At 66.4% G+C, this 22,797-nt stretch carries 19 protein-coding genes and 4 pseudogenes; 19 read left to right on the forward strand and 4 right to left on the reverse strand.

Annotated elements, in window-relative coordinates:
- Positions 1-252: 252 nt before the first annotated feature.
- Both VGM71_RS02935 and asd read right to left on the reverse strand, forming a co-directional pair.
- Entirely contained in the window at positions 253-699 is a 447-nt protein-coding gene (locus VGM71_RS02935; protein WP_331542305.1) for a hypothetical protein, read from the reverse strand.
- Positions 700-829: 130 nt separating this feature from the next.
- On the reverse strand, positions 830-1,687 hold the full coding sequence (gene asd, locus VGM71_RS02940) for an archaetidylserine decarboxylase (protein ID WP_331542306.1): 858 nt from the start codon (positions 1,685-1,687) through the stop codon (positions 830-832).
- 373 nt (positions 1,688-2,060) lie between these two features.
- On the opposite strand from asd, the gene VGM71_RS02945 reads away from it, so the two are divergent.
- On the forward strand, positions 2,061-7,499 hold the full coding sequence (locus VGM71_RS02945) for an autotransporter outer membrane beta-barrel domain-containing protein (RefSeq protein WP_331542307.1): 5,439 nt from the start codon (positions 2,061-2,063) through the stop codon (positions 7,497-7,499).
- Between the two features lie 4 nt (positions 7,500-7,503).
- A complete protein-coding gene (locus tag VGM71_RS02950; protein WP_331542308.1) occupies positions 7,504-8,070 on the forward strand; it encodes a hypothetical protein in 567 nt (188 codons plus the stop codon).
- A 482-nt stretch (positions 8,071-8,552) separates the two neighbouring features.
- On the opposite strand, the pseudogene VGM71_RS02955 reads toward VGM71_RS02950, so the two are convergent.
- Positions 8,553-8,795 (reverse strand): annotated as a pseudogene (locus tag VGM71_RS02955) (CocE/NonD family hydrolase C-terminal non-catalytic domain-containing protein); the annotation flags it as partial.
- Positions 8,747-8,998, reverse strand: a complete 252-nt coding sequence (locus VGM71_RS02960) for a hypothetical protein (protein ID WP_331542309.1) — start codon at positions 8,996-8,998, stop codon at positions 8,747-8,749. The pseudogene VGM71_RS02955 and the gene VGM71_RS02960, both read right to left, overlap by 49 nt.
- A 42-nt stretch (positions 8,999-9,040) precedes the next feature.
- On the opposite strand from VGM71_RS02960, the pseudogene VGM71_RS17630 reads away from it, so the two are divergent.
- The 17 genes and pseudogenes from VGM71_RS17630 to accD form a co-directional block, all read left to right on the forward strand.
- A pseudogene (locus tag VGM71_RS17630) lies at positions 9,041-9,106 on the forward strand (hypothetical protein); the annotation flags it as partial.
- A 34-nt stretch (positions 9,107-9,140) separates the two neighbouring features.
- Positions 9,141-9,482: an inositol monophosphatase family protein gene (locus tag VGM71_RS02965; protein ID WP_331542310.1), complete on the forward strand. Its 342-nt coding sequence runs from the start codon at positions 9,141-9,143 to the stop codon at positions 9,480-9,482.
- Between the two features lie 6 nt (positions 9,483-9,488).
- Positions 9,489-10,904 (forward strand): annotated as a pseudogene (locus VGM71_RS02970) (phosphocholine-specific phospholipase C); the annotation flags it as partial.
- A pseudogene (locus VGM71_RS17600) lies at positions 10,792-11,067 on the forward strand (hypothetical protein); the annotation flags it as partial. The pseudogenes VGM71_RS02970 and VGM71_RS17600, both read left to right, overlap by 113 nt.
- An 84-nt stretch (positions 11,068-11,151) precedes the next feature.
- Positions 11,152-11,484 carry a phospholipase domain-containing protein gene (locus tag VGM71_RS02975; protein WP_331542313.1) on the forward strand — a complete coding sequence of 111 codons (333 nt, stop codon included), beginning with the start codon at positions 11,152-11,154 and terminating at the stop codon, positions 11,482-11,484.
- Complete coding sequence (gene prmB / locus VGM71_RS02980; protein WP_331542314.1) at positions 11,481-12,401, forward strand: 50S ribosomal protein L3 N(5)-glutamine methyltransferase; 921 nt, start codon at positions 11,481-11,483, stop codon at positions 12,399-12,401. The genes VGM71_RS02975 and prmB overlap by 4 nt, the downstream gene beginning before the upstream one ends.
- 13 nt (positions 12,402-12,414) lie before the next feature.
- Complete coding sequence (gene aroC, locus VGM71_RS02985) at positions 12,415-13,527, forward strand: chorismate synthase (protein WP_331542315.1); 1,113 nt, start codon at positions 12,415-12,417, stop codon at positions 13,525-13,527.
- Positions 13,524-13,673, forward strand: a complete 150-nt coding sequence (locus VGM71_RS02990; RefSeq protein WP_331542316.1) for a hypothetical protein — start codon at positions 13,524-13,526, stop codon at positions 13,671-13,673. The genes aroC and VGM71_RS02990 overlap by 4 nt, the downstream gene beginning before the upstream one ends.
- 11 nt (positions 13,674-13,684) lie before the next feature.
- Positions 13,685-14,713 (forward strand): aspartate-semialdehyde dehydrogenase, encoded by a 1,029-nt coding sequence (locus tag VGM71_RS02995; RefSeq protein WP_331542317.1) that lies wholly within the window; start codon positions 13,685-13,687, stop codon positions 14,711-14,713.
- The gene (locus VGM71_RS03000) at positions 14,713-14,997 is read left to right on the forward strand and encodes a hypothetical protein (protein WP_331542318.1); all 285 of its coding nucleotides are present in this window, start codon (positions 14,713-14,715) and stop codon (positions 14,995-14,997) included. Before VGM71_RS02995 ends, VGM71_RS03000 begins: the two co-directional genes overlap by 1 nt.
- A gap of 175 nt (positions 14,998-15,172) precedes the next feature.
- Entirely contained in the window at positions 15,173-17,590 is a 2,418-nt protein-coding gene (locus tag VGM71_RS03005) for a FimV/HubP family polar landmark protein (RefSeq protein ID WP_331542319.1), read from the forward strand.
- A 66-nt stretch (positions 17,591-17,656) separates the two neighbouring features.
- Entirely contained in the window at positions 17,657-18,367 is a 711-nt protein-coding gene (aqpZ, locus tag VGM71_RS03010; protein ID WP_331542320.1) for an aquaporin Z, read from the forward strand.
- A gap of 86 nt (positions 18,368-18,453) precedes the next feature.
- On the forward strand, positions 18,454-19,221 hold the full coding sequence (gene truA / locus VGM71_RS03015) for a tRNA pseudouridine(38-40) synthase TruA (protein WP_331542321.1): 768 nt from the start codon (positions 18,454-18,456) through the stop codon (positions 19,219-19,221).
- Positions 19,218-19,841 (forward strand): phosphoribosylanthranilate isomerase, encoded by a 624-nt coding sequence (locus VGM71_RS03020; RefSeq protein WP_331542323.1) that lies wholly within the window; start codon positions 19,218-19,220, stop codon positions 19,839-19,841. The genes truA and VGM71_RS03020 overlap by 4 nt, the downstream gene beginning before the upstream one ends.
- Positions 19,842-19,865: 24 nt before the next feature.
- Positions 19,866-21,077 carry a tryptophan synthase subunit beta gene (trpB, locus tag VGM71_RS03025; RefSeq protein WP_331542324.1) on the forward strand — a complete coding sequence of 404 codons (1,212 nt, stop codon included), beginning with the start codon at positions 19,866-19,868 and terminating at the stop codon, positions 21,075-21,077.
- Entirely contained in the window at positions 21,077-21,877 is an 801-nt protein-coding gene (gene trpA, locus VGM71_RS03030) for a tryptophan synthase subunit alpha (protein ID WP_331542325.1), read from the forward strand. Before trpB ends, trpA begins: the two co-directional genes overlap by 1 nt.
- A gap of 40 nt (positions 21,878-21,917) precedes the next feature.
- On the forward strand, positions 21,918-22,790 hold the full coding sequence (gene accD, locus VGM71_RS03035) for an acetyl-CoA carboxylase, carboxyltransferase subunit beta (protein ID WP_331542326.1): 873 nt from the start codon (positions 21,918-21,920) through the stop codon (positions 22,788-22,790).
- Positions 22,791-22,797 lie beyond the last annotated feature (7 nt).

The raw sequence follows: 22,797 nt of genomic DNA on the forward strand, positions 1-22,797 counted from the left end.
CCTCGAGGCGAGTTCCGCACAAGAGAGCGGCCGGAGGCCATATGAGCACACGGGCCGCGCAAGCGGCCCTCCCTATCGAACGCGGAGGACCTGTCTGAGCAGCGAGGGTGGGCACCGAAGGCTCTGCGCCTCACCGTCCGAGCCGCTGGAAACATGCATTCGCCTGGCGAATGAACCGATGTATCCATGCAGCGTCCCAGGACTTCCGTCAAGTACCTTTTCTAAAGCCGATCTCTACGGGTCCATGTTGCCTTATGCCACCGCGTGCGGTTCGTTCATCCACGCCGCGGTGGCGTCACGTCGTTCCGACGCCGACAACTCCTTGATCTGGCGCATCAGGCGCAGGATCTGCCGGTGCAGTTCCTCCATGCCCGGGCGTCGTGAATCCAGGGTTTCGTGATAGACGCAAGCGATCCAGAGGGCCACGCCACGCGTCGCGATCAGCGGGTTCTCGGAGCGGGCCTTGCCAAGGCCGATGTCCGGCCCGTGTCCGTAGGTGCTGTAGCGTTCTTCCGGCGGCGTGCCGTATAGATGGGGGAAATCGCAGGCAGCGGCCTGCTCCATGTCTCGCCGCACCAGTTGCTGGAGGTCGGCATGCGCGCGCACCGGGAGCGCGAGCACGACACGTTCGATATCGGCGAGCTGCCGGCGAAGGCGGATCTCGCGGTTCACGGCAATGAGATGAGTGACCAAGCGCATGGACGACTTCCCCTGGACAGATGCTTCTTGTGGCCCCGTGCCTCTCCCCCGGTGGAGGCAGCGGTCGGGGGAGAATACCCCGGCCATAGCTCAAATGTAAGACGTTTTCGTCACATTGTGACGCGCTTCGTCACGGGTTCGTAACGGCGCCGCCTGTCCAGCGACCCAGCCGCTGCCCGACAATAACCTGTTGTTGCGGCTGAAGATCATCGAGGGCATAACCCTCCGGCAATAGCAGGACAACCGTGGAGCCCATGTTGAAGCGGGCCATCTCGGCGAAGCGCTCCAGCTTTACGTGCCGGTCTCGGCAATCGTGACGGCGGATTTCCGAGGCGTAGGGGGGAATGGCCAGGCCGTCCCAGACGGTGGCGACGCTGGAAACGAGGATCGCCCCCACCATCACCGAGACGAAGGGACCGTGCTCGCCGTGGAAATGACAGACCAGCCGCTCGTTGCGCGCGAATACGCGGGGGATGGCCTCCACCGCGAACGGCGCCACGCTGAAGATGCGGCCGGGCACGTGGGTGGTGCCGGTGAGTTCGCCTTCCAGCGGCATGTGCACGCGATGGTAGTCGCGTGGCGAGAGGTAGATGGTCACGAAGCTGCCGTTGCGAAACGGCACGGCCGCCGCCTCGTCGCCGAGCAGTTCGGCCGCCGTGTATTCCTGCCCCTTGGCCTGGAAGATCCGCCCGTCGCGGATTCGGCCGGACTGGCTGATGCGACCGTCCGCCGGCGAAACGAGCGTCGTCGGATCGGGATCGGCCCGGCGTGCATCGGCCCTCAGCTTGCGCGTGAAGAAGGCATTGAAGTGCTGGTAGGCCAAGGGATCGGGCTGGGCTGCCTGGCCCATGTCCACGTCGTACCGCTTCACGATCTCCTGTATGAGGAAGTTCTTCCATGGGGTCCATTCCCACCGGGTCGCCCAATAGACGATGCGCGAGAGGAAGCGGTGCGGGAGGATGTACTGCAGCAGGACGTTGGGCTTCATGCGCGGGAGTATAGGGGACCAGGCTGCGGCGTCACCTCCGTCGCGAGGAAATCGGTGAAGGCTCTCACGCCCGGTCGCGCGAATCGTACCTCCACCACACAGGTGATGCCGAGATCACCTGTTCCATTGAGCGCGTTCTCGGCAAGTCACCGGACCTATCCCATGTCCTGAGAGAGGAAATAGCGATGGAAGATGGGGTCAGGGCCACGGTACACATTATTTTCACATAAGTACTTTTACCAGCTGCCTGCATTGCGGCCCGTCGCCCCGAACGGCGGGTTCCAGATTTGCCCGGCGACAAGCGGAAGAAGGGGCTTCGCAGTCGCGGTGCGTCATGCCGTCAGGGACGATGGCGCCACTCGGGATCACGACAATGAAGCAGTCGCCAGCGTCGAGCGACCGTCCTGCGCAGGGACACCGTGAAGCGGTGCGTATGTGCAGGGTCCTCTCTCTCGCCATTCTCGGCGTACTGGCCACCCAGCCCCCTGCGAAGGGACAGCAGGTCGCCCTCCAGCCTTACGATCCCGTGAACAACGACGGCAAGGTCGGCCAGACGGTCGTCGGTGCGGGCGCAAGTGTGACCATGTCAGGCCCCGAGCAGTTCCAGGCGGGATTGAGCGGTACGCAGAGCACGACCCTCGGCGCGCTCGATGCCCTGAACCGGCTGATGTCGGGCGAAGAATGGATCAACGCACCGCGCCTCAATCCCGGCTCGCAGAACTTCGGCGTGAGCGTGCCCGATCCGATCACGGGCGGGCGGCGGGTCGTCTCCGCCTATAACTCCGCCAACCTCTTTCCGACCGCGCCGGTCACCTACGCCACGACAGTGCCTGACGTGGTCAACGTGAACGACCAGCAATACATCGACGCACGCGTCGCCACCGTGACATCCGCGGGCGGCACGCTCACGGTGAACATAGGCACGCCGGGCGACGCGTCCAATGGCGCGGCCAACAGCTGGACGATGGCCGCCAAGCAGAGCTCGCTTTTCCATGCCGACGGTACCGGGAGCGCGGCCAGCAACATCGACTGGACGTCGAACAACCGCATCACCTTCACTGGTGAAGTCGCGGAGCCCAACGAGCCGCAGACCTATGGCGTTACGTACGTGGCGCATTTCGGCGGCGCCTTCAATGTGACCACTAGCGATGGCGTGACAAGCGCGCACACGGTCACCAACGACGTGCAACTGCGCAGCTACAACGATTTCCTGATCGCGCAGATGCAGGCGGGCAACCTCGATCCCGCGCGCTATGCCGGACTGTTCGCGCAGGGATTCAGCTGGACTACCGAGCACATCGTTTACGGCATCAGTGCCGACAGCCCACCGGATGAAGTCTCCCAGCCGATTGGCGATCGCATCGTGATGCACCTGGTGGGGCCGAACGCCCATGGCACGGTCGCCGCCGGCGCGATGCTGGAGGTGGCCAATGCCAATCATGGCGCCATACGCGGCGAAGGCGGTGCAAGCGTCGTCGTCGAAGGCACGCTCGCCACCACCCATACGGCCGGTGATGGCTCGGCGGTGATCCTCGCCGGCGCCAGTACCGGCACGAACAACGGCGTGATCAACGGCAATTTCTTCCGCAACGATGCAGGCGCGATCATCAATAGCGCCTACGGTTCCAACGTGGTCGACCTCGAGTCGAACAGCCACTTCGACAATACGGGCATCCTGAACCTGGCCACCGGATCGACCAACGGCGCCGGTAAATCGACCGGCATCCGTCTCGGTGCGGGAACGACTGCCACCAACAGTGGGATCGTCAACGTCGGCGTCACCGGATCGCGCTCGAACGGCTCAATGGACGGCATCTACGTGAACGATGCCACGGCGCGCTTTACCAACGCCCCCGGCGGTGTCATTTACATCGGCCGCGGTCCACAAACCGTTCCCGGGGCGCTACCCACGGATATCGCGGTCAACCAGGGCAGCATCACCACGGGCATCAACGTGCCCGAAGACGGGACGGTGACGAACTTCGGTGCCATCATCATCGGCACGCTCAGCCAGAACGCCGCGGGCATCCTGGTTACCTCGCCCGGTGCCGTCGTGAACAACGCCGGCACCATCGACGTGAATGGCCGGGCCGCGGCGATACCGCGGGAGAACGTCGGTCTGCTCGTAGAGGACGGTGGCACGGGCGGCGGTGTCGTCAACAGCGGGACGATCAACCTCAATGGCGTGAACGGCACGGGCATCAAGGCGCTGGCCACTGGCGACGCCACCGCGCTGGTGACGTCGACCGGCACGGTCAACGTGGCCGGCGGCGCGGATCCGTCCAGTGGCACGCGCAACATCGGCGTATGGGCCGAAGGACAGGGCAAGGCGACGGCGAGTGCCAACGTGCGGGGATCGGTGAACCTGCTTGGAGACGGCGCGATCGGCATCCATGCGCGCGGGCGCGCAACCGTGGACGTAGCGGCAGGCGCAGCGCCTGCTTTCACCAGCGGCAGCAAGCAGATCGGCTTCTTCGCCTATGGCAACGACGCGCACATCCGGGTCAACGGCGGTTCCACGCTGGATGTGTCCACCACCCAGTCGACCTTGTTCCGCCTGGACAGCGGCGCCGACTTCGACGGCACCGGGCTGACGATGAGCGCGTCGGGGGCCCGGTCCACGGGTGTCCTGGGCAGCGGCACCGGTTCGGTGCTCAATACCCGTGACGCCGACATCACGGTGTCCGGAGCCGGTGCGGAAGGTGTCGTCGCCGAAGGCGGGGCGGCGGGAACCATCGATGCCGCGACGACGATGTCGCTTACCGGCGCTGGTGCCATCGCGGGTATCGCCGATGGCCAGAAGCACAGCCTCACGGGGAGCAACAGCGGGGGACCCGTGGCGGCCACGTCGCTGACCAGCCTCGCCACGCTCGACGCGGCGCAGTCTGGCGTCATCGGCTTCATCTCGCGCAACGGGGCGTTGTTGACCAATGCTGGCGCGATGTATTTCACCGGTCCGGATACCACCGGCTTCATCGTCGAGACGAATGCGTCCGCGATCAACAACGCAGCCGTGAACCTGAGCGGGCCGGCAGCGACGGGAGCGATCCTTCGTTCGGGCGGCAAGTTCGCCAACAACGGAACGATCCACGTCGGCAACGGCACCGGTGTCCGGGTGGAGGGCGCGGGCACGCAGCGCCTCTATCCCGCCGGCTCGATCGCGGTGGACGACGGCGTTGCCGGCGTGCAGCTCGTCAGCGGTGCGGGGCTCGTCCTGGGTAGCGGCGATTCCGCCATCGTCACTCGGGGCACGGCACACGGCGTGCTCCTCGGCAGCGGTGCGACGTCGCTCGCGGCCACCGGCACCACGATTACCTCGCTGGGCACGGGCAATGCGATCGAAAACGCGGCGGAGACCGCGAACATCACCCTGACCGGCGTCACGCTTCATGGGGCCAGCGGTGCCGGGTTGCGTACGGCCACGGCGATCGATCCGGCCTCTACGGCCACGGTCGAGGTCGATGGCGCCGGCGTCGGTTATGCCTTCCGCCGCGCTGACGGTTCGCCTGCGGCCGCGGACCTGTCCATTGGCAACGGTTTCGTCATCCACGGGAACGGCGCGGGGGCGACCGGCATCCAGGCGCTGACCCGCGGCGCCGTCAACAGCGCGGCTACGGTGGACATGCGCGACGGAGCCGGTGGCCCGGCACTCCTGGCGGGCACGGCGTCATCGGTAAGCAACAGCGGTCTGCTGACGTCGGCCAGCATCGTCGCCCCCGTCGTCGATCTGTCGAACGGGGGTGGCACCCGCTTCGACAACAGCGGCAGCGTCCTGGCGGCATCGGCGACGCTCCAGGCTGTCCGCGGCAGCGGCGGCAACGATACGGTGACGCTGGCATCTGGAACCGTACGTGGCGACATTGCCACGGGCGGCGGCAGCGACACGTTCGCATGGACCGGCGGCACGCTGGACGGTGGCCTGACAATGGGTGACGAGGCGAACAACCGCGCTACTGTCGGCGCGGTGGATACCTCGTCGACATACCATCTGCTTGCAGGCGCCGGTGGCGGCAACGTCCTGACCTTCAGCGGCACCGACGCACGCGGCGGCTCGTTCGCCGTGGATGCGCTGGGCAAGGGCATCAACCTCGGGAGCGGGTGGAACAGCATCGCGTTCGCCGGCGCGATGTTTACGCTGACCGGCGATGTGAAGCTCGCGAACAGCGAAGTGACCATCGACCCCACCTCTGTCCTGTACGCAGGCGACGATGTGCATCCGTCGATCGAGGGCGCGGCGGCAGGTTCGGTTAATGTCACCAACGCAGGCACGATCGACCTGGGCAATGGCGCCGGTTCACCCGGCAACAGCCTTGTCGTCGACGGCGATTACACGGGCTCGTCCGGCCATCTGCATCTTGTAAGCCGCCTGGACCAGGGTGGAGCGCTCGGCTCACAGGCAACGGACCGGCTGCTGGTACAAGGCAATGCCGCCGGCGAGACCGTGATTGCCGTGACGCCGGCGGCATCCAGTACCGGCGCGCTCACGGATCTCGATGGCAGCGGTTATGTGAGTGCCGTCGAGGGACTGTCGATCGTACAAGTGGCGGGTGCGTCCAACGGAGGGGCGTTCAGGCTCGATGGCGGTTACCTCGCGTTCGGGCCATGGCAATACGGGCTGTACGCGTTCGAACCCGGCGCCAGCGACGCCGGCCAGCGCATAACGGGCGGCGCCACGAATGGCGGCATGTTCTGGGATTACCGCCTCGCCAACATCCTCGTATGCGAAAGGTCTTGCCCACCGCCGACCGCGGCATCGCCCCGGGCGACACCTGTCGCGGGCGCCGCATACATCGCGCCACCCCAACCCAGCGGACCGTTGGCACAGGCGAAAGCACGCCGGGCGGTCGTGCCACAGGTTCCGGCGTACATAGTCTCGCCCTCGGCACTGGCGCTTTATGGGTATCGGACGATCGACAACCTGCATCGCCGCCTCGGCGAAATCCGCGACATGGACGAGAGCGGGGAGAATGTGGGAGGCGAGCCTTTCGTGCGCTACATGGCCGGCGACTACCGTTATTCGACCGACCGTTCTTTCAGCGACTTCGGTTACGACTTCGACGTCGATACACGTGCCTTGCAGGCTGGCGTAAACGTCTTCGCACTCGACGCGGATCGTTCCGTCCTTCGTGCCGGTGTCGCTTACACGCATGGCACGACACGCCTCGATCCCAAGGCGGCCGATGGGTACAGTCACGCCGACTTCCATTCCAACGCCATCGCCATGTTCCTTACCTGGCAGCAACAGAACGGCTTCTACATCGACGCCATCGCTTCCGGCGACCGCCACCAGGGCGATGTCGACACCGCGCGGAGCAAGGGCGTCGCACGGGTGAGCGGTTCCGGCTGGAGCGGGTCGGTCGAGACCGGCTATCCCTGGACGTTCGATGGCGGCTGGGCGCTGGAGCCGCAGTTGCAACTGGTGCGCCAGCACATCGGCTTGCGTGACCAGGCCGACCAGGAGGGCGTCACCACGCGGTATCACGCCTTCGAGCAGACGCTGGGCCGGGCAGGGTTGCGGCTCCACCGCACCTGGCTGACCGACGACGGCGGCAAGGCCACGCCGTACGTGCGGATCAACGTCATCCGCGGCTGGGGCGGCCGGGCCGACGTGACGGTCGGTGCGGACGGCTACGACGTTGCACAGACATTTGCCGGTGGAAGCTTCGGTCGCATGGCGGAGTTCGGCCTGGGTGGAACCTTTGCGTGGGCGAACCGGCTGTCGATCCATGGCGAGGCAGATTGGCAGACGAAACTGGGCGACGCGGGGGCTCGTGGCTGGTCTGCGAACGTTGGCTTGCGCTGGGATTTCTGACGCTATGAAGACGAGACCGACACTTGCCTGGCTGCTGGTCCTCCCTTTAGCCATCGCCCCGGCGGCAGCGCAGGAGGCCTTGCGTCCTGGCGCGGAGCAGATCGTCGACTTCGAGACCCTGCCGTCCGGGACCATTGCCACGCCGTTCAAGGACCCAGGTGGCCGCTACACGATCGCCGCCTCGCATCGTGGCCCCTTCCTCTACGGCGAACGCGCCGAATCGGGCATGCGGCCGATGTCCGGCCGCTATCTCGCCATTCGCCCCGGCACGACCGAACGCACGAACCTCACCAGCATCGTCTTCGGGCCAGGCGTGCTGGGTAGCGACGTGTCGTTCGATTATTGGATCCAGGCCCCGGGAGAGCAGGCGGTAAAACTAGGTTGCGTTTTCAGCGGCGGCCATGAGACCTCGGCATGGTCCGGCGCCACCGTCCGCGCCGGCAACTACAGCTGCCACGCCCCCGCCGGAACGACCGTCCGCGAAATCCACCTCGGCACGACGTTCGAAGGCGGCATCCTTCGCATCGACAACCTCGTGATCCACATGGGCAGCGCGCTCGCGAAGGACTGATCGCCGGCGCGACGTCTGAATGAGCTGCTGAGCAACAGGAGCCTCCTGGCGGAGGCTCGAATTCGGTGCTTATTGGATATGCAGGTTTACACGTCGAACGCCGCAACGACTGCGCAACAGACATCAGGCGGGGAAGTATCAAGAATGGAGGGGCTGGCGACCCGTATGGATTTCTCAAGGATCACTCCTCGGCAGCTGCAGGCATATTGCGATGAGTTGATCTTTACTGGCGGGGATGCCGAGTTCGACGATGCTGTTGCCCTTCGATCTTAGAGGTCAGATCGAGGGCATGGTTGAATTCGATCGAAACAACGGATTCGAATTGATGGAGGATCAGTCGGTGCATATTTCAGTGAGGGCCTGAGCGGCTTCCGGGCAGTTCGTTTTTGCGCGACAGGTTTTTCGCGAGGACGTCGGGTCCTTATGCTTCTCGCGAAAAGATGTCGCGCGCGTGGGCGCGCTCCTACAGGAGTGTTATCGGTTCATGGAGCGACCGGAAGCTCGATGTAGGTGCCGCCCTTGCCATCCCGTACTATCCGTTGCGTCGCCTTGAGGTAATCGCCGGGCTTCGCATGGAAGATGTTCGGGGCAAAGGTCTGCGGATTGCGGTCGTAGAGCGGGAACCAACTCGACTGGATCTGCACCATCACACGGTGGCCGGGCTGGAAGACGTGGTTCACCGTCGGAAGCGGGAAGCGGTATTCGAGCGGTTTGCCGGCGACCAGCGACAACTGGACGGCCACACGTCCAGCATGCGCCAGGCATTCTCGCCGGTGACAAAGGCGTTAACCGAGGCGATATCCGCCTTCGGCGCATCGTCTTTCAGGTACTGCGCCAGGAAGGGACGCAGGATCTGCTGGCGGAACGCGGTGCCGGTGTCGCTGCCGCGCTTCCGTCGCCCGGTGGACGTCACGATCAAGGGCGACATGAGCCCCGTGACCGCCGTGGATAGCGGCGTGGAGCGGAATTCGTGTGGTCGATCGACCCCATCGACGGCACGCGAGGCTTCATTTCGGGCTGGCCCCTGTGGGGTATCCTGATCGCTCGCTCTGTTGCATCGGGGCCGTCCCGTGCTCCGGGTGCTCGACATGCCCGCGCTGGGCACGCCCGACATGTTCACGGCCGACGAATGGGCGCGCTTCGATCGCACCAGCCGCGAGGCCTCCACACGCCGGTTCGGCGGCGACTGCTATGGTTACGGCATGCTGGCATCGGGTCACAGCGATGCCGTGATCGAAGCCAACCTCATGCCTTACGACTACCTTGCCATCGCACCCGTGGTGGAAGCGGCGGGCGGTGTCGTGACGGATTGGGAAGGACGGCCCCTGCACCTCGACAGCGGGGCGCGCGTCGTCGCCGCCGCCACGCCCGCGCTGCATGCCGCGCTGATCGAATCGCTCGCTAGGGATTGAAGCCGCATGTTCTCCCGTGACCGCCGCCGTTTCCTTCATGCCGCCGGCGCGACGGTAGCTGCGTCGCTCGTCGCGCAAGGCTTTCCCGCGGCGATCGCTAGGGCGCTCGCGATGCCGCCGCACCGCCGCACCGGGACGATCGCCGATGTGGAGCACGTGGTCGTGCTCATGCAGGAGAACCGTTCGTTCGATCATTACTTCGGCAGCCTGCGCGGCGTGCGCGGCTTCGCCGATCCGCGCGTGCTCGAACTCGGCAATGGGGACCCGGTATGGCGGCAGCCGGTCACCGCCGCGCGCACGAAGTTCTGGAAGTCGCGCGGCATCGGCGACGACGTGGCCTGGGTGTATCCGTTCCACCTCGACACGCATGCGTCCGGTGACCATCACGAAGGCACCGACCATGGCTGGAGCAGCGGTCACGGGGCATGGAACCTCGGCCGCAACGATCGCTGGAGCGAACAGAAGCAGGATGTGCTCACCATGGCATACCTGCGTCGCGACGACGCGGCGTTCCACTACGCGCTCGCCGATGCGTTCACCGTGTGCGACGCGTACCACGCCTCCGCGCTGGCGGAGACAGCGATCAACCGCGTCTTCCTGTGGAGCGGTACGGCCGATCCGTCAGGACGGCTTGGCACGAGGGACAACGGCCCGGGTACCGAGGAACGGCCGGGGACCAATGGCTATACGTGGACGACCTATCCCGAGCGGCTGGAGGAGGCGGGCATCAGCTGGCGCGTGTATCAGGGTGGCACCGGTGAGCCTGGTTCGCCTACCGACAACTACACGGACAATTCGCTCGAATTCTTCGCGAAGTACCAGGTGAAGGAGGGCGCCGATCCCGCGGGTTCGCTCGTGCGCAACGGTGTTTCCACGCATACGCTGCGCGACCTGCGCCAGGACGTGTTGCACAACCGCCTTCCGCAGGTTACGTGGATTGTCGCGCCCTACATCTACAGCGAGCACCCGAAGGCCTCGCCCGCCAATGGCGCCCGTTACATCCGCAAGGTCATCGAGGCGCTCACGGCGAACCCGAAGGTCTGGAGCCGCACTGTCCTGTTCCTCAACTACGACGAGAACGACGGTTTCTTCGACCATGTGGTGCCGCCCGCACCGCCGTTGACCAGCGGGGAAGGTGGCGACGGCATGTTGTCGCATGATCTCGTCGCCAGCCTGCGCGACGAAATCATGGACCTTGACCGCCACCCTCGCATCGCGGCGCCGGTGGTCCCGGACAGCGACCCGGGTGGCCTGCAGCCGATCGGACTGGGCAACCGCGTTCCGATGATCGTGATCTCGCCATGGACCCGTGGCGGCTGGGTCTGCTCGGAAACCTTCGACCACACGTCGGTGCTGCGCTTCCTCGAAAAGCGCTTCGGCGTCGAGGAACCGAACATCAGCGCGTGGCGGCGCGCCGTCTGCGGCGACCTCACCAGCGCATTCGACTTCGCAGGCAAGAGCGATACGGCGATGCCGAAGCTCGGCGTGCCGGCGGGTTCGGACGGCAAGACGCCCATCCTGGTGCCTCGCACCGCCGCGCCGCTATGCGGTAACGGCGGGCGACCGCATCGAGGACAGCTGGCAGCTGGCGAAAGCCGGCGATGGGTACGACCGCCGTATTCATGGGCCAAACGGCTGTTTCTGCGCGCTGCGCGGCTTCGCGGACGATGTGCTTGAGGCGGAGATCCGCGGTATCGCGGGCCAACGGCTAATCGAAGTGCTGGTGACCAATCGTGGAGCGAACCCGCTCACCATCCGCGTCGCGAACGCCTACGACAACGCGCCGCCACCGAGCATCGACATCGCGGCGAGCGCCAGCGAAACGATCGTCATCGACCTGAACGAAAGCGCGGGCTGGTACGACGTCGCCATCTCTCTTCCGGCCACCCCTCGCTACCTGCGCCGCTTCGCCGGCCGCCATGAAGACGGCCACGCGGCCACGAGCGACCCGGGCCCACGGGCTATACTCACGAGCCAGCCCCATCGACATCCCCCTCCGTGACCAGCGAACTGTCCTCCATCATCGATTTCATCCGCTATGGCGCCAGCCGATTCTCGGCCGCCGGCCTCACCTTCGGGCATAGCCACGACAATCCGATCGACGAGGCCACCCACCTGGTCCTGGCCGCCCTGCACCTGCCCCCCGACCTTCCGCCCGCCTATGGCGCCGGCAGGCTCGTGGCCGCGGAGCGCGAGGCCGTGCTGGCCCTGATCGAAAGGCGCATCGCCGAACGCGTGCCCGTAGCCTACCTCGTGGGCGAAACCTGGTTCGCCGGGCTGAAGTTCAAGAGCGACCGCCGGGCGCTCGTGCCGCGCTCGCCCATCGCCGAGCTCATCGAGAGCCGTTTCACGCCCTGGCTGGACGACCGCCGGGTGGAACGGGCCCTGGACCTCTGCACCGGCTCCGGCTGCATCGGTATCGCCATGGCCGAGTACAACCCGGACTGGCAGGTGGACCTTATCGACGTGAGCGACGACGCGCTCTCGCTGGCGAACGAGAACATCGTTTACCAGCATGTGGAAGACCGCGTGCGGGCGCTCAAGTCCGACCTGTTCGCCGGGGTGGAAGGCGAGGTGTACGACCTCATCGTCTCCAACCCGCCTTATGTGACCAACGCCGAATACGCGGCCATGCCTGCCGAATACAGCCATGAGCCCGTCCTCGGCCTCACATCCGGGGATGACGGGTTGGACATCACGCTGCGCATCCTCGACGAGGCGGCCGGCCACCTCAGCGAGGACGGCCTGCTCATCGTCGAAGTGGGCGACAGCGAGCACGCGCTGGTGGAGTTGCTGCCGCGCGTGCCTTTCGTCTGGCTGGAGTTCAAGGTGGGGCAGATGGGTATCTTCGCGCTGGAACGGCGCGACCTCGTCGAGCACGCCGCGGAGATCTCGGCCGTGCGCGTCGCAAGAAACTGACCCCGGAAACCCCGTGTCCTCCAATACGTTCGGCAAGCTCCTCTCCATCACCACCTTCGGCGAAAGCCACGGCCCGGCGATCGGGTGCGTGGTGGACGGCTGCCCGCCGGGCCTGCCGCTCGACGCGGACGCGTTCCGTGCCGACCTCGAGCGGCGCGCCACCGGCCGTTCGCGGCATACCTCGCAGCGTCGCGAGGCGGACGAGATCGAAATTCTCTCGGGCGTTTATGAGGGCGTCACCACGGGAACGCCGATCGCGCTGCTGATCCGCAACACGGACGCGCGCTCGAAGGACTACGGGAACATCCTCGATACCTTCCGTCCCGGCCATGCCGACTACACCTATTGGCAGAAGTACGGGGTGCGCGATCCGCGTGGCGGCGGCCGCTCGTCGGCCCGCGAGACCACGATGCGCGTCGCCGCCGGGGTCATCGCGAAGAAATGGCTGGCCCAGCGTCACGGCGTGACCGTGCGAGGCCACGTGGCCCAGATCGGCGAGGTCGTTCCGCGTGGCTTCGACGCCGGCGCGATCGAGACGAATCCCTTCTTCTGGCCGGACGCCACCCAGGTCCCTGAGCTCGAGTCCTATATGGACGCGCTGCGCAAGTCGGGCGACTCGGTCGGCGCGAAGGTCACCGTCGTGGCGAACGGTGTGCCTGCTGGCTGGGGCGAGCCCATCTACGGCAAGCTCGACGGCGAACTGGCCGCGGCCATGATGTCGATCAACGCCGTGAAGGGCGTGGAGATCGGCGATGGTTTCGCCGCCGTGACGCAGCGCGGCACGCAGCACCGCGACGAAATGACCGCCGCCGGTTTCCTTTCCAACCATACGGGCGGCATCCTCGGTGGCATCGCCTCGGGCCAGCCCGTGGTGGTGTCGATGGCGTTCAAGCCGACCTCCAGCATCCTCGTGCCCGGGCGCAGCGTCGACCGGGCAGGGGAACCTACCGAGGTAGTGACGAAGGGTCGCCACGATCCCTGCGTGGGCATCCGTGCCGTTCCCATCGCCGAGGCCATGCTGGCCCTCGTGCTGATGGACCAGGCCCTGCGCCATCGCGCCCAGTGCGGCGATGTGGGCGCGGTACCCCCGCGGATCCCGGGCACGTTCGAAGGGTTGAACCCATGAGCAAGCCGAAGGTCCTGAAACTCGAAAATATCGTGCCGGGTCCGCATATCGCCGGCGCAAGTCGCGACACACGTCGCGATATGGCCGCGCTGGCTGTGGACAATGTGCTGGCCGACGCCAGCCGACCGGTTTTTCCCAACGTCTGACGAAGCGAAGCATGAGCAAGAAAACAAGTTACAAGGTGGCCGTGGTGGGTGCGACCGGCGCGGTCGGCGAAACCCTGCTGTCGATCCTCGCCGAACGGGATTTCCCCGTGAGCGAACTGGTGCCCCTGGCGAGCGAGCGATCGGCGGGCGATACCGTCGACTTCAATGGAAAATCCTACGTCGTCCAGGATCTTGCCAAATACGACTTCGACGGCGTGGACATCGCCTTCTTTTCGGCCGGCGGCTCGGTAAGCCGCGAGCACGCCCCGCGCGCGGCCGCGGCCGGTGCCGTGGTCATCGATAACACCTCGGAGTTCCGCTACCAGGACGATATCCCGCTGGTGGTTTCCGAGGTGAACCCGCACGCCATCGCCGATTACACGGTCCGCGGCATCATCGCCAACCCGAACTGCTCCACGATGCAGATGCTGGTGGCGCTGGCCCCGATCCATCGCGAGGTGGGCATCGAGCGGATCAACGTCGCCACCTATCAGTCGGTGTCCGGCGCGGGCCGCAGCGGCATGGAAGAACTGGGCAAGCAGACGGCGCAGATGCTGAACTTCCAGAAAGTCGAGACGGCCAAGTTTCCGAAGCAGATCGCCTTCAACGTGATTCCGCACATCGACGAGTTCCAGGCCAACGGCTACACCAAGGAAGAAATGAAGATGGTCTGGGAGACCCGGAAGATCCTCGAGGATCCTTCCATCCAGGTGAACCCGACTGCCGTCCGCGTGCCGGTGTTCTACGGGCACGCCGAGGCCGTGCACATTGAAACGCGCGACAAGATCACGGCGGAGCGCGCCCGCGAGCTCCTTGAGGAAGCGCCGGGCGTGGTCGTGCAGGACGAGCGCAAGGCGGGGGGGTATCCCACGCCGGTCGGCGACGCAGCAGGCAAGGATCCGGTCTTCGTCGGCCGGATCCGCGAGGACATCTCGCACGAGCGCGGCCTGGACCTGTGGATCGTCGCGGACAACATCCGCAAGGGCGCGGCACTGAATGCCGTGCAGATCGCCGAGATCCTGGTGGAGGAGTACCTGTAATGCCTTTTCGCGCCGTCGCCGCCTGCCTGCTCGTCCTGCTCGCGCCCCTGGCGCTGGCGGGCGAACGGCCGCAGGCCGCGCCGGTGCCGGCTCCCGCTGCGGACCGGCAGAAACTCGATGCCCTGCGCGGCCAGGAGAAACATGAAGACGCCCGGGTGGACCAGCTCAGGACGCGCGTGGACACGCTCGAATCCGACTCAAAGGCCACCAGCCGCGACATCGAGAAGCGCGACCGCAAGATCGCCGAGCTGCGGCGACAGCTGGAGGCCAGCCAGGGGAAGTAGCGCGGCAGGATGTATGGGAGGCGTGTACGGGCCTCGCGAACGACTTAACGTTGTTGCGTAACTATCCGTAGTCGCTATTGTTAGTTGTTGCTGGGGTGCACTACAGTGGCGCCTTCGCGGCCGAACGCCCGCAGAGGCGCGCCGTCGGCATGGGTTTAGTTCGGGGGAAGCAGTGATGAACCGTACGTTGAAGCTTTCGATCATGCTGGCGCTGGCCACCTGGGGCAGCCAGGCCTTGGCCCAGAACCTGGGTGCGGTCCAGTTGCGGTCCACCATGGACCAGCCGCTGGTGGCGGAAATCCCGCTGAATGGCGTGTCGGGCAATCTCGATAACGTCCATGTGGCCCTTGCCTCGGAAGAGGCTTTCACCCGTGCCGGCCTCAACCGCGCCGGGCTGCCAGTGCCGCTGAGCTTCGCCGTGGCGAAGAACGCCGCTGGCCAGCCGGTGATCCGGGTGACCAGTTCGGCCCCGGTCCGCGACACGTACCTCGATTTTCTCGTGGAAGTCTCATCGGGTGGCAACAAGGTCGTGCGCGAAGTGACCATGCTGCTCGATCCGCCCGGTACGGCGCTCACCGCCGCTTCCGCCGCGGCATCCTCGAAGCCGCAACCGTCGCGGACCTCCGAGGTCCCGGCCCGCGTACCAACGGAAGCCGCGCCGAAGCCGTCGCGCAGCGAGGCCGCCCCGCGTCCTGCGCCCGCAGCGGCTGGCGGTACCTACGGTCCGGTACAGCGCGGCCAGACCCTGTCTTCGATCGCCCGCGACCACGTCAGCGGCGCGGACATGAACCAGATGCTCGTTGCGTTGCAGAAGGCCAACCCCGACGCCTTCTACCGCGACAACATGAATGCGCTGAAGACCGGCGCGATCCTGCGTATTCCGTCGGCCGACGAAATGCAGGCCCGGTCCAGCGCTGAGGCGCTGGCCGAAGTGCGCCGGCAGAACGAAAGCTGGCAGGCGGGCACCACCCGTTCGCCCTCCGTCGTGGCCGATGCAGCATCCGCCAACGCAGGGCAGGGCGAAGCGAAGCCAGCGAAGTCAGCCAGCGACCGCCTCGCCATCGTTCCCTCGAAGGAGGGCGGCGATGCGGCCTCCACGAGCGCCGGCAACAAGGGTGGAACGGGTGACGCGCAGGTCGCCGGCCTCCGCCAGGAACTGTCCACCTCGCAGGAGAGCGTCGCTTCGCTGAAGCAGCAGGGTGCGGAACTGAAGTCGCGCATCGGCGAACTCGAGCAGATCAATTCGAAGAACCAGCGCCTGCTGAGCCTCAAGGATTCCGAAATCGCCGAACTCCAGCGCAAGCTGGCCGACGCGCAGAAGAATGGCGGCACCACCGCGGCGGCGAATGCACCTGCCACGGCACCGGCAGTACCCACACCGGCTCCGGTCCCTGCGGCCGCCGCGGCCGCCGCGCCCGCCACGGCTGGCACCACGGCCCAGGTGGCGCCCCCGGCGCCGGCGCCGGCACCGGCTGCGACGGTCGCGACCGCACCGCTGAAAGAGCCCGCCGCGACTGCTGCGACCCCGGCTGCCCCCACTCCCGCGGCAAAACCAGCCAGGAAGCCCGTCGTAGTCGCGGCCAAGCCCGTGGTCGAAGAAAACCCGTGGTTCATGCAGCCCTGGGTCTGGGGCGGCGGCGCCGTGGTCATCCTCCTGCTTCTCGTGGCCGCCGTGTTCGGCCGCAAGAAGCCGAAGACCGTAGCCGCGGTTGCCGCAGGCTCGCTGGCCGACCGTTTTGGCGAGCAGCCGACCTTCGAGTTCGGTCATCATGGCGAGTTGATGGACCAGGACCAGCGCGAGATCCTCGACGCACTGGCCGAGCATCCGGACGACGTCGGCCTGCACCTGGAACTGGTCAGCCTCTATTACGGCCGCCGCGACGTCGACCATTTCGAGGCCGCCGCCGAAGCCATGTTTGCCCACGTCGCCGATCCGGAACAGCCGGAATGGCGCGAAGTGATGATGATGGGGGAGGATCTCGCGCCCACGCATCCGCTGTTCGGCGGCATGCCAGTGGACGAGATCGACGACCCGTACGACGACGGCTACGATGCCGAACGCGTGAACGCAGACGCCTCCCCGGCGCTGGAAGAGTTCGACCTGGGCAACTACGTCACCAGCCCGGACGAAGACTCGCATGCGCCGGTGCCGATGCCGCAAAAGCACAGCGAATACCACTTCAACTTCGACCTGACACCGGTGCAGCGCGCCGAAGCGGATCATCGCCCGAATGCCCCGGGCGTGTTCGATGTCGACGCGCCCGAGTCGCCGTACGCGGAAACCGCGGAGAGGCCCACGGGTGAAGAAGAGCGTTCCACCTGGTCGTTCAATGAAGAGCACGACGCGGCGGCCACGTCATCGACCGGTCTGCCGCGCTTCGACGAGCCGGCCTTCCCGGACGAAGAGCCGATCGCGGACCACAATCCGGAAAGTTTCAGCGACGACCCGGTCGATACAAAGCTCGACCTCGCTCGCGCTTACCTCGACATGGGCGACGCCGAAGGTGCCCGCCTCATGCTCGACGAGGTGATGTCCGAGGGCACGCAGATGCAGAAGGACACGGCCCGCCGCATCCTCGACGACATCGCGTAGTCTCCGCGAGGAGACGCTCGCGGAGACTACGTCGACTTCCGCAAGTTCAATGCAAGGAGAAAGGATATGTCGCAGCGTTTGTTCGCGGAGTTCTTCGGTACGTTCTGGCTGGTACTTGGCGGTTGCGGTAGTGCAATATTTGCCGCGGCCTTTCCCGGCCTTGGCATCGGTTTCGCCGGTGTCGCGCTGGCCTTCGGCCTTACCGTGGTGACGATGGCTTACGCCGTCGGCAACATCTCCGGCGCGCATTTCAATCCGGCGGTGACCATCGGTTGCTACACGGGCGGGCGCATGCCGGGCAGGGAAGTGCTGCCTTACATCGTGAGCCAGGTGCTTGGCGCCATCGTCGCCGGTGGCGTGCTCTACATCATCGCAAGCGGAAAGGCAGGTTTCGATGTCACGGCCGGTTTTGCCACCAACGGCTACGGCGAGCACTCGCCCGGTGGGTATTCCTTCCTGGCGGCGGTAGTCGCCGAGTTTGTGCTGACCATGTTCTTCCTGCTGGTGATCCTCGGCGTGACGCACAAGCGGGCGGCGGTCGGCTTCGCCCCGCTGGCGATCGGCCTCGCCCTGACGCTTATTCACCTCATCAGCATCCCTATCACCAATACGTCGGTGAATCCGGCGCGCAGCACCGGCGTGGCCGTGTTCCAGGGTGGCTGGGCGCTCGCCCAGCTGTGGGTGTTCTGGGTGGTCCCGCTGCTCGGCGGCGCCGTCGGTGGCTGGGTCCACCGGGCGCTGCTCGAGAACGACCCGCCGGCCCACGGCGTCCAGTAACGACATGCGGCCGGTGCCGGGCCTGGACCCGGCATCGGCCGCTCGGTGGTAACCTTTACTGTTTCCACCGCCCCACGAACCGCCTCATGCGCATCGCCCTTGGCGTCGAATACGACGGCACCGACTTCCTCGGCTGGCAGCGGCTCAGTCATGCCAAGACTGTGCAGGGCGCGCTGGAAGAGGCGTTGAGTTTTGTCGCACACATGCCCGTGGAGGTGACGGCCGCCGGACGCACCGACGCCGGCGTGCACGGACGTTGCCAGGTGGTGCATTTCGATACCGAGGTGGTCCGCGACATGCGCGGCTGGATCCTCGGCGCCTGCTCCAACCTGCCGCATAGCGTGGCGGTGACCTGGGCGCAGCCCGTGCCGGACGATTTCCACGCGCGCTTTTCCGCTCGGGCACGGCGCTACCGCTACCGCATCCTGCCGCGCTTCGTGCGTCCGGCGCTGGACGCGCGCTTCGTCGCCTGGGAGCGCAGGCAGCTCGATGCCGATGCCATGCATGCGGCAGCGCAGGCCATCGTCGGCGAACACGACTTCTCCGCCTTCCGCGCGATCTCCTGCCAGGCGGCACATGCACGGCGCAACGTACGCTCCATCCGCGTGTTCCGCGACGACATCCACGTGGTGGTGGAGATCGAGGCGAACGCCTTCCTCCATCACATGGTTCGCAACATCGTCGGTTCGCTGCTCCCGATCGGCCGAGGCGAACGCCCGGTCGCATGGATGGCCGAGCTCCTCGACGGCCGCGACCGTGAAGTGGCGGGAGCCACCGCGCCCGCGGAGGGCCTGACCTTCCTCGGCCCACTCTACGAAGCCCATTGGGGCTTGCCCCAGGAGGTGACGCTGTGACCCGGATCAAGTGCTGCGGGATCACCCGCATCGACGACGTGCAACAGGCCACACGGCTTGGTGCCGACGCCGTGGGTTTCGTGATGACCCGAAAGAGCAGGCGTTTTGTGGCTCCCGCCGCCGCTGCGCGCCTGCGCGATGCCGTGCCGCCCTTCGTGACGACAGTGGCGCTGGTGATGGACGACGAGCCGGCCTTCATCGAAGAAGTGCTGCGCGTGCTGCGACCGGACATGCTGCAGTTCCATGGTGCCGAGACAGACGAAGAATGCTCCGCTTACGGCGTGCGTTACCTCAAGGCGATCGCGATGGGCGAGGGCACGCCCGCACTCGCCCGGTTGCGCGAATACCCGCGCGCCACCGGCCTGCTGCTGGACGGTCATGGCCTGGGCGAGCAGGGCGGCAGTGGCCAGCGCTTCGACTGGTCGTTGATGCCGACGGACCTCGCGCAACCCTTGCTTCTCGCCGGTGGACTCACCGCGGATAACGTCGCCCAGGCCATCCGGATCGCGCGGCCCTGGGCGGTGGACGTGTCCAGCGGCATCGAATCGTCGCCGGGGATCAAGGATAGCGATAAGATGGAACGCTTCATTTCCGCCGTGCGCGCCGTCCCCAGCGTGTGACACGGCTCAGCTGACGAGAAGGCAATGACCGAGATCGCGGATTTCCACGCCTGGCCCGACGCGCACGGGCGCTTCGGTGAGTTCGGCGGTATCTATGTGGCCGAGACGCTCATGGAACCGCTTGCGGAACTCACTGCCGCGTACGAGGCACTGCGCAAGGATCCGGCCTTCATCGCCGAACTCGACCGCGACCTGAAGTACTACGTGGGCCGCCCCAGCCCGGTGTACCACGCCGAGCGGCTGTCGAAGCACGTGGGCGGCGCGCGCATCGTGCTAAAGCGTGAAGACCTGAACCATACCGGCGCGCACAAGATCAATAACACGGTGGGCCAGGCGCTGGTCGCCCGGCACATGGGCAAGACCCGCATCATCGCCGAAACGGGCGCAGGCCAGCACGGCGTCGCCAGCGCCACCGTGGCCGCGCGCCTGGGCCTGAAATGCGTGGTCTACATGGGGGCCGTGGACATCGAGCGGCAGAAGATCAACGTGTACCGCATGCGCTTGCTCGGCGCCGAAGTGGTGCCGGTGACCTCGGGCTCGAAGACCCTCAAGGACGCGCTCAACGAAGCGATGCGCGACTGGGTCACCAACGTCGCCGACACCTTCTACATCATCGGCACCGTCGCCGGTCCGCATCCTTATCCGCAGATGGTGCGCGACTTCAACGCCATCGTGGGCCGCGAGGCCCGCGAGCAGATGCTCGAACAGTTCGGTCGCCTGCCGGATGTGATCACGGCGAGCGTGGGCGGCGGCTCGAATGCCATCGGCCTGTTCCACGCGTTCCTCAACGACCGCGGCGTACGCGTCGTGGGTGCCGAGGCGGCGGGCGAAGGCATCGCCACCGGCCGCCACGCGGCGTCGCTTGTCGCGGGCAAGCCCGGCGTGCTGCACGGCAACCGCACCTATGTGCTGTCGGACGCGAACGGCCAGATCGTCGAGACGCATTCGGTATCGGCGGGCCTGGATTACCCGGGCGTGGGTCCGGAGCACGCCTTCCTGAAGGATGCCGGCCGTGCCGAGTACGTCGGCATCACCGACGACGAGGCGCTGGAAGCCTTCCACCTGCTGGCGCGCACGGAGGGCATCCTCGCCGCACTGGAATCCAGCCACGCCGTCGCCCAGGCGATCAAGCTGGCCCGCGAACTGCCGAAGGATGGACTGGTCCTCGCCAATCTTTCCGGGCGCGGCGACAAGGACGTGCACACGATTGCCGCGCTCGAAGGAATCGACCTCTGATGAGCCGCATCGATCGCCGCTTCGCGGCGCTGAAGTCCGCCGGTCGCACCGGCCTCGTTCCGTTCGTTACCGCCGGCGATCCGTCGCCGGACGGCATGGTGGCCTTGCTCCACGGCCTGGTTGCCGCGGGTGCCGACGTGATCGAACTGGGCGTGCCGTTCTCCGACCCGATGGCCGACGGCCCGGTGATCCAGCACGCCAGCGAGCGGGCGATCGCCAAGGGCGTGGGATTGGCCAATGTGCTGGCCTGGGTTGCCGCGTTCCGTGAGACGGATGCGGAAACCCCCATCGTCCTGATGGGCTACCTCAATCCCGTTGAAATGTACGGTTACGAGGCGTTCGCCGAAGATGCTGTCGAAGCCGGGGTGGATGGCATCCTGATGGTGGATTGCCCCCTGGAGGAATCGCACGTCCTCGCATCGCTGCGCAAGGGGGGCCTGCAACAGATACTGCTGGCTTCCCCGACGACCGCCGAAGGCCGTCTGGCGCGGCTTTGCGAGGCCGCCGCGGGCTTCCTGTACTATGTGTCGTTCGCCGGCATCACCGGTGCGGCCCAGCTGAGCACCGGCGACATTGCCGAGCGCGTCGCCGGGATTCGCACCCGGTCGAAGGCGCCGGTGGCCGTTGGCTTCGGTGTCCGCGACGCCGCCAGCGCCAAGGCCATCGGCGAATTTGCCGACGCCGTCGTCATCGGCAGCGCCCTGGTCGACCGCCTTGCAGGCGCGACCTCAGCCGAGGATGCCGTCGGCAGGGCACGGGATTTCCTGGCGCCGATTCGCGCCGCGCTCGATGCGCGCTGAACGGCGTCTGGGGTAGTACAGAGACATTCGGAGAAACACGATGAACTGGCTGCAGAAGATCATGACGCCGAAGACCCGCGCCCCTGGTGCGGCCGGCGGCAAGAGCAAAGTGCCCGAGGGCGTGTGGGAGAAGTGCGCCGGTTGCGGCACCGTGCTCTACAAGCCTGAGCTCGAGAAGTCGCTGATGGTCTGCCCGAAGTGCGGGCACCACCATGCCATCTCCGCCCGTGCCCGCCTGGACGCCTTCTTCGACAGCGGCAGCACCACCGAACTGTGGCCCAAGATGGAAGCGGTGGATGCGCTGAAGTTCAGGGACCAGAAGAAATACAAGGACCGCCTCGTCGCGGCCCAGAAAAAGACGGGCGAGAAGGACGCGCTGATCGCGATGTCCGGTCGCCTGCTCGAGCGCCCCGCGGTTGCCGTGGCCTTCGAGTTCGCCTTCATGGGCGGCTCGATGGGCTCGGTGGTGGGCGAGAAGTTCGCCCGTTCCGCCGAGAAGGCGCTGGCCGAGAAGAGCGCCCTTGTTTGTTTCGCCGCCACGGGCGGCGCACGCATGCAGGAAGGCCTGTTCTCGCTGATGCAGATGGCGAAGACGTCGGCGGCCCTGGCGCGCATGCGCGACGCCGGCGTGCCCTACATCTCCGTGCTCACCCATCCCACCACGGGCGGCGTGTCGGCGAGCCTGGGCATGCTGGGCGACGTGAACGTCGCGGAACCGAAGGCCCTGATCGGCTTCGCCGGCCCGCGCGTCATCGAGCAGACCGTGCGCGAAACGCTGCCGGAAGGCTTCCAGCGCTCGGAATTCCTCGTCGACCACGGCGCGGTGGACGTCATCGTCGACCGCCGCGGGATGCGCGACAAGCTGGGCTCGATGCTGGGCGTGCTGCAAAAAGCCCCCCGCGCCGCCGCCTGAAACAATC

Source organism: Luteibacter sp. (assembly GCF_036499525.1).
Taxonomy (GTDB): Bacteria; Pseudomonadota; Gammaproteobacteria; order Xanthomonadales; family Rhodanobacteraceae; genus Luteibacter.

Coding starts and splice junctions, on each gene's coding strand:
- VGM71_RS02935 (WP_331542305.1), bottom strand. CDS start 699: ATGCGCTTGGTCACTCATCTCATTGCCGTGAACCGCGAGATCCGCCTT.
- asd (WP_331542306.1), bottom strand. CDS start 1,687: ATGAAGCCCAACGTCCTGCTGCAGTACATCCTCCCGCACCGCTTCCTC.
- VGM71_RS02945 (WP_331542307.1), top strand. CDS start 2,061: ATGAAGCAGTCGCCAGCGTCGAGCGACCGTCCTGCGCAGGGACACCGT.
- VGM71_RS02950 (WP_331542308.1), top strand. CDS start 7,504: ATGAAGACGAGACCGACACTTGCCTGGCTGCTGGTCCTCCCTTTAGCC.
- VGM71_RS02960 (WP_331542309.1), bottom strand. CDS start 8,998: ATGTCGCCCTTGATCGTGACGTCCACCGGGCGACGGAAGCGCGGCAGC.
- VGM71_RS02990 (WP_331542316.1), top strand. CDS start 13,524: ATGAGCAAGCCGAAGGTCCTGAAACTCGAAAATATCGTGCCGGGTCCG.
- VGM71_RS02995 (WP_331542317.1), top strand. CDS start 13,685: ATGAGCAAGAAAACAAGTTACAAGGTGGCCGTGGTGGGTGCGACCGGC.
- VGM71_RS03000 (WP_331542318.1), top strand. CDS start 14,713: ATGCCTTTTCGCGCCGTCGCCGCCTGCCTGCTCGTCCTGCTCGCGCCC.
- VGM71_RS03005 (WP_331542319.1), top strand. CDS start 15,173: ATGAACCGTACGTTGAAGCTTTCGATCATGCTGGCGCTGGCCACCTGG.
- aqpZ (WP_331542320.1), top strand. CDS start 17,657: ATGTCGCAGCGTTTGTTCGCGGAGTTCTTCGGTACGTTCTGGCTGGTA.
- truA (WP_331542321.1), top strand. CDS start 18,454: ATGCGCATCGCCCTTGGCGTCGAATACGACGGCACCGACTTCCTCGGC.
- trpB (WP_331542324.1), top strand. CDS start 19,866: ATGACCGAGATCGCGGATTTCCACGCCTGGCCCGACGCGCACGGGCGC.
- trpA (WP_331542325.1), top strand. CDS start 21,077: ATGAGCCGCATCGATCGCCGCTTCGCGGCGCTGAAGTCCGCCGGTCGC.
- accD (WP_331542326.1), top strand. CDS start 21,918: ATGAACTGGCTGCAGAAGATCATGACGCCGAAGACCCGCGCCCCTGGT.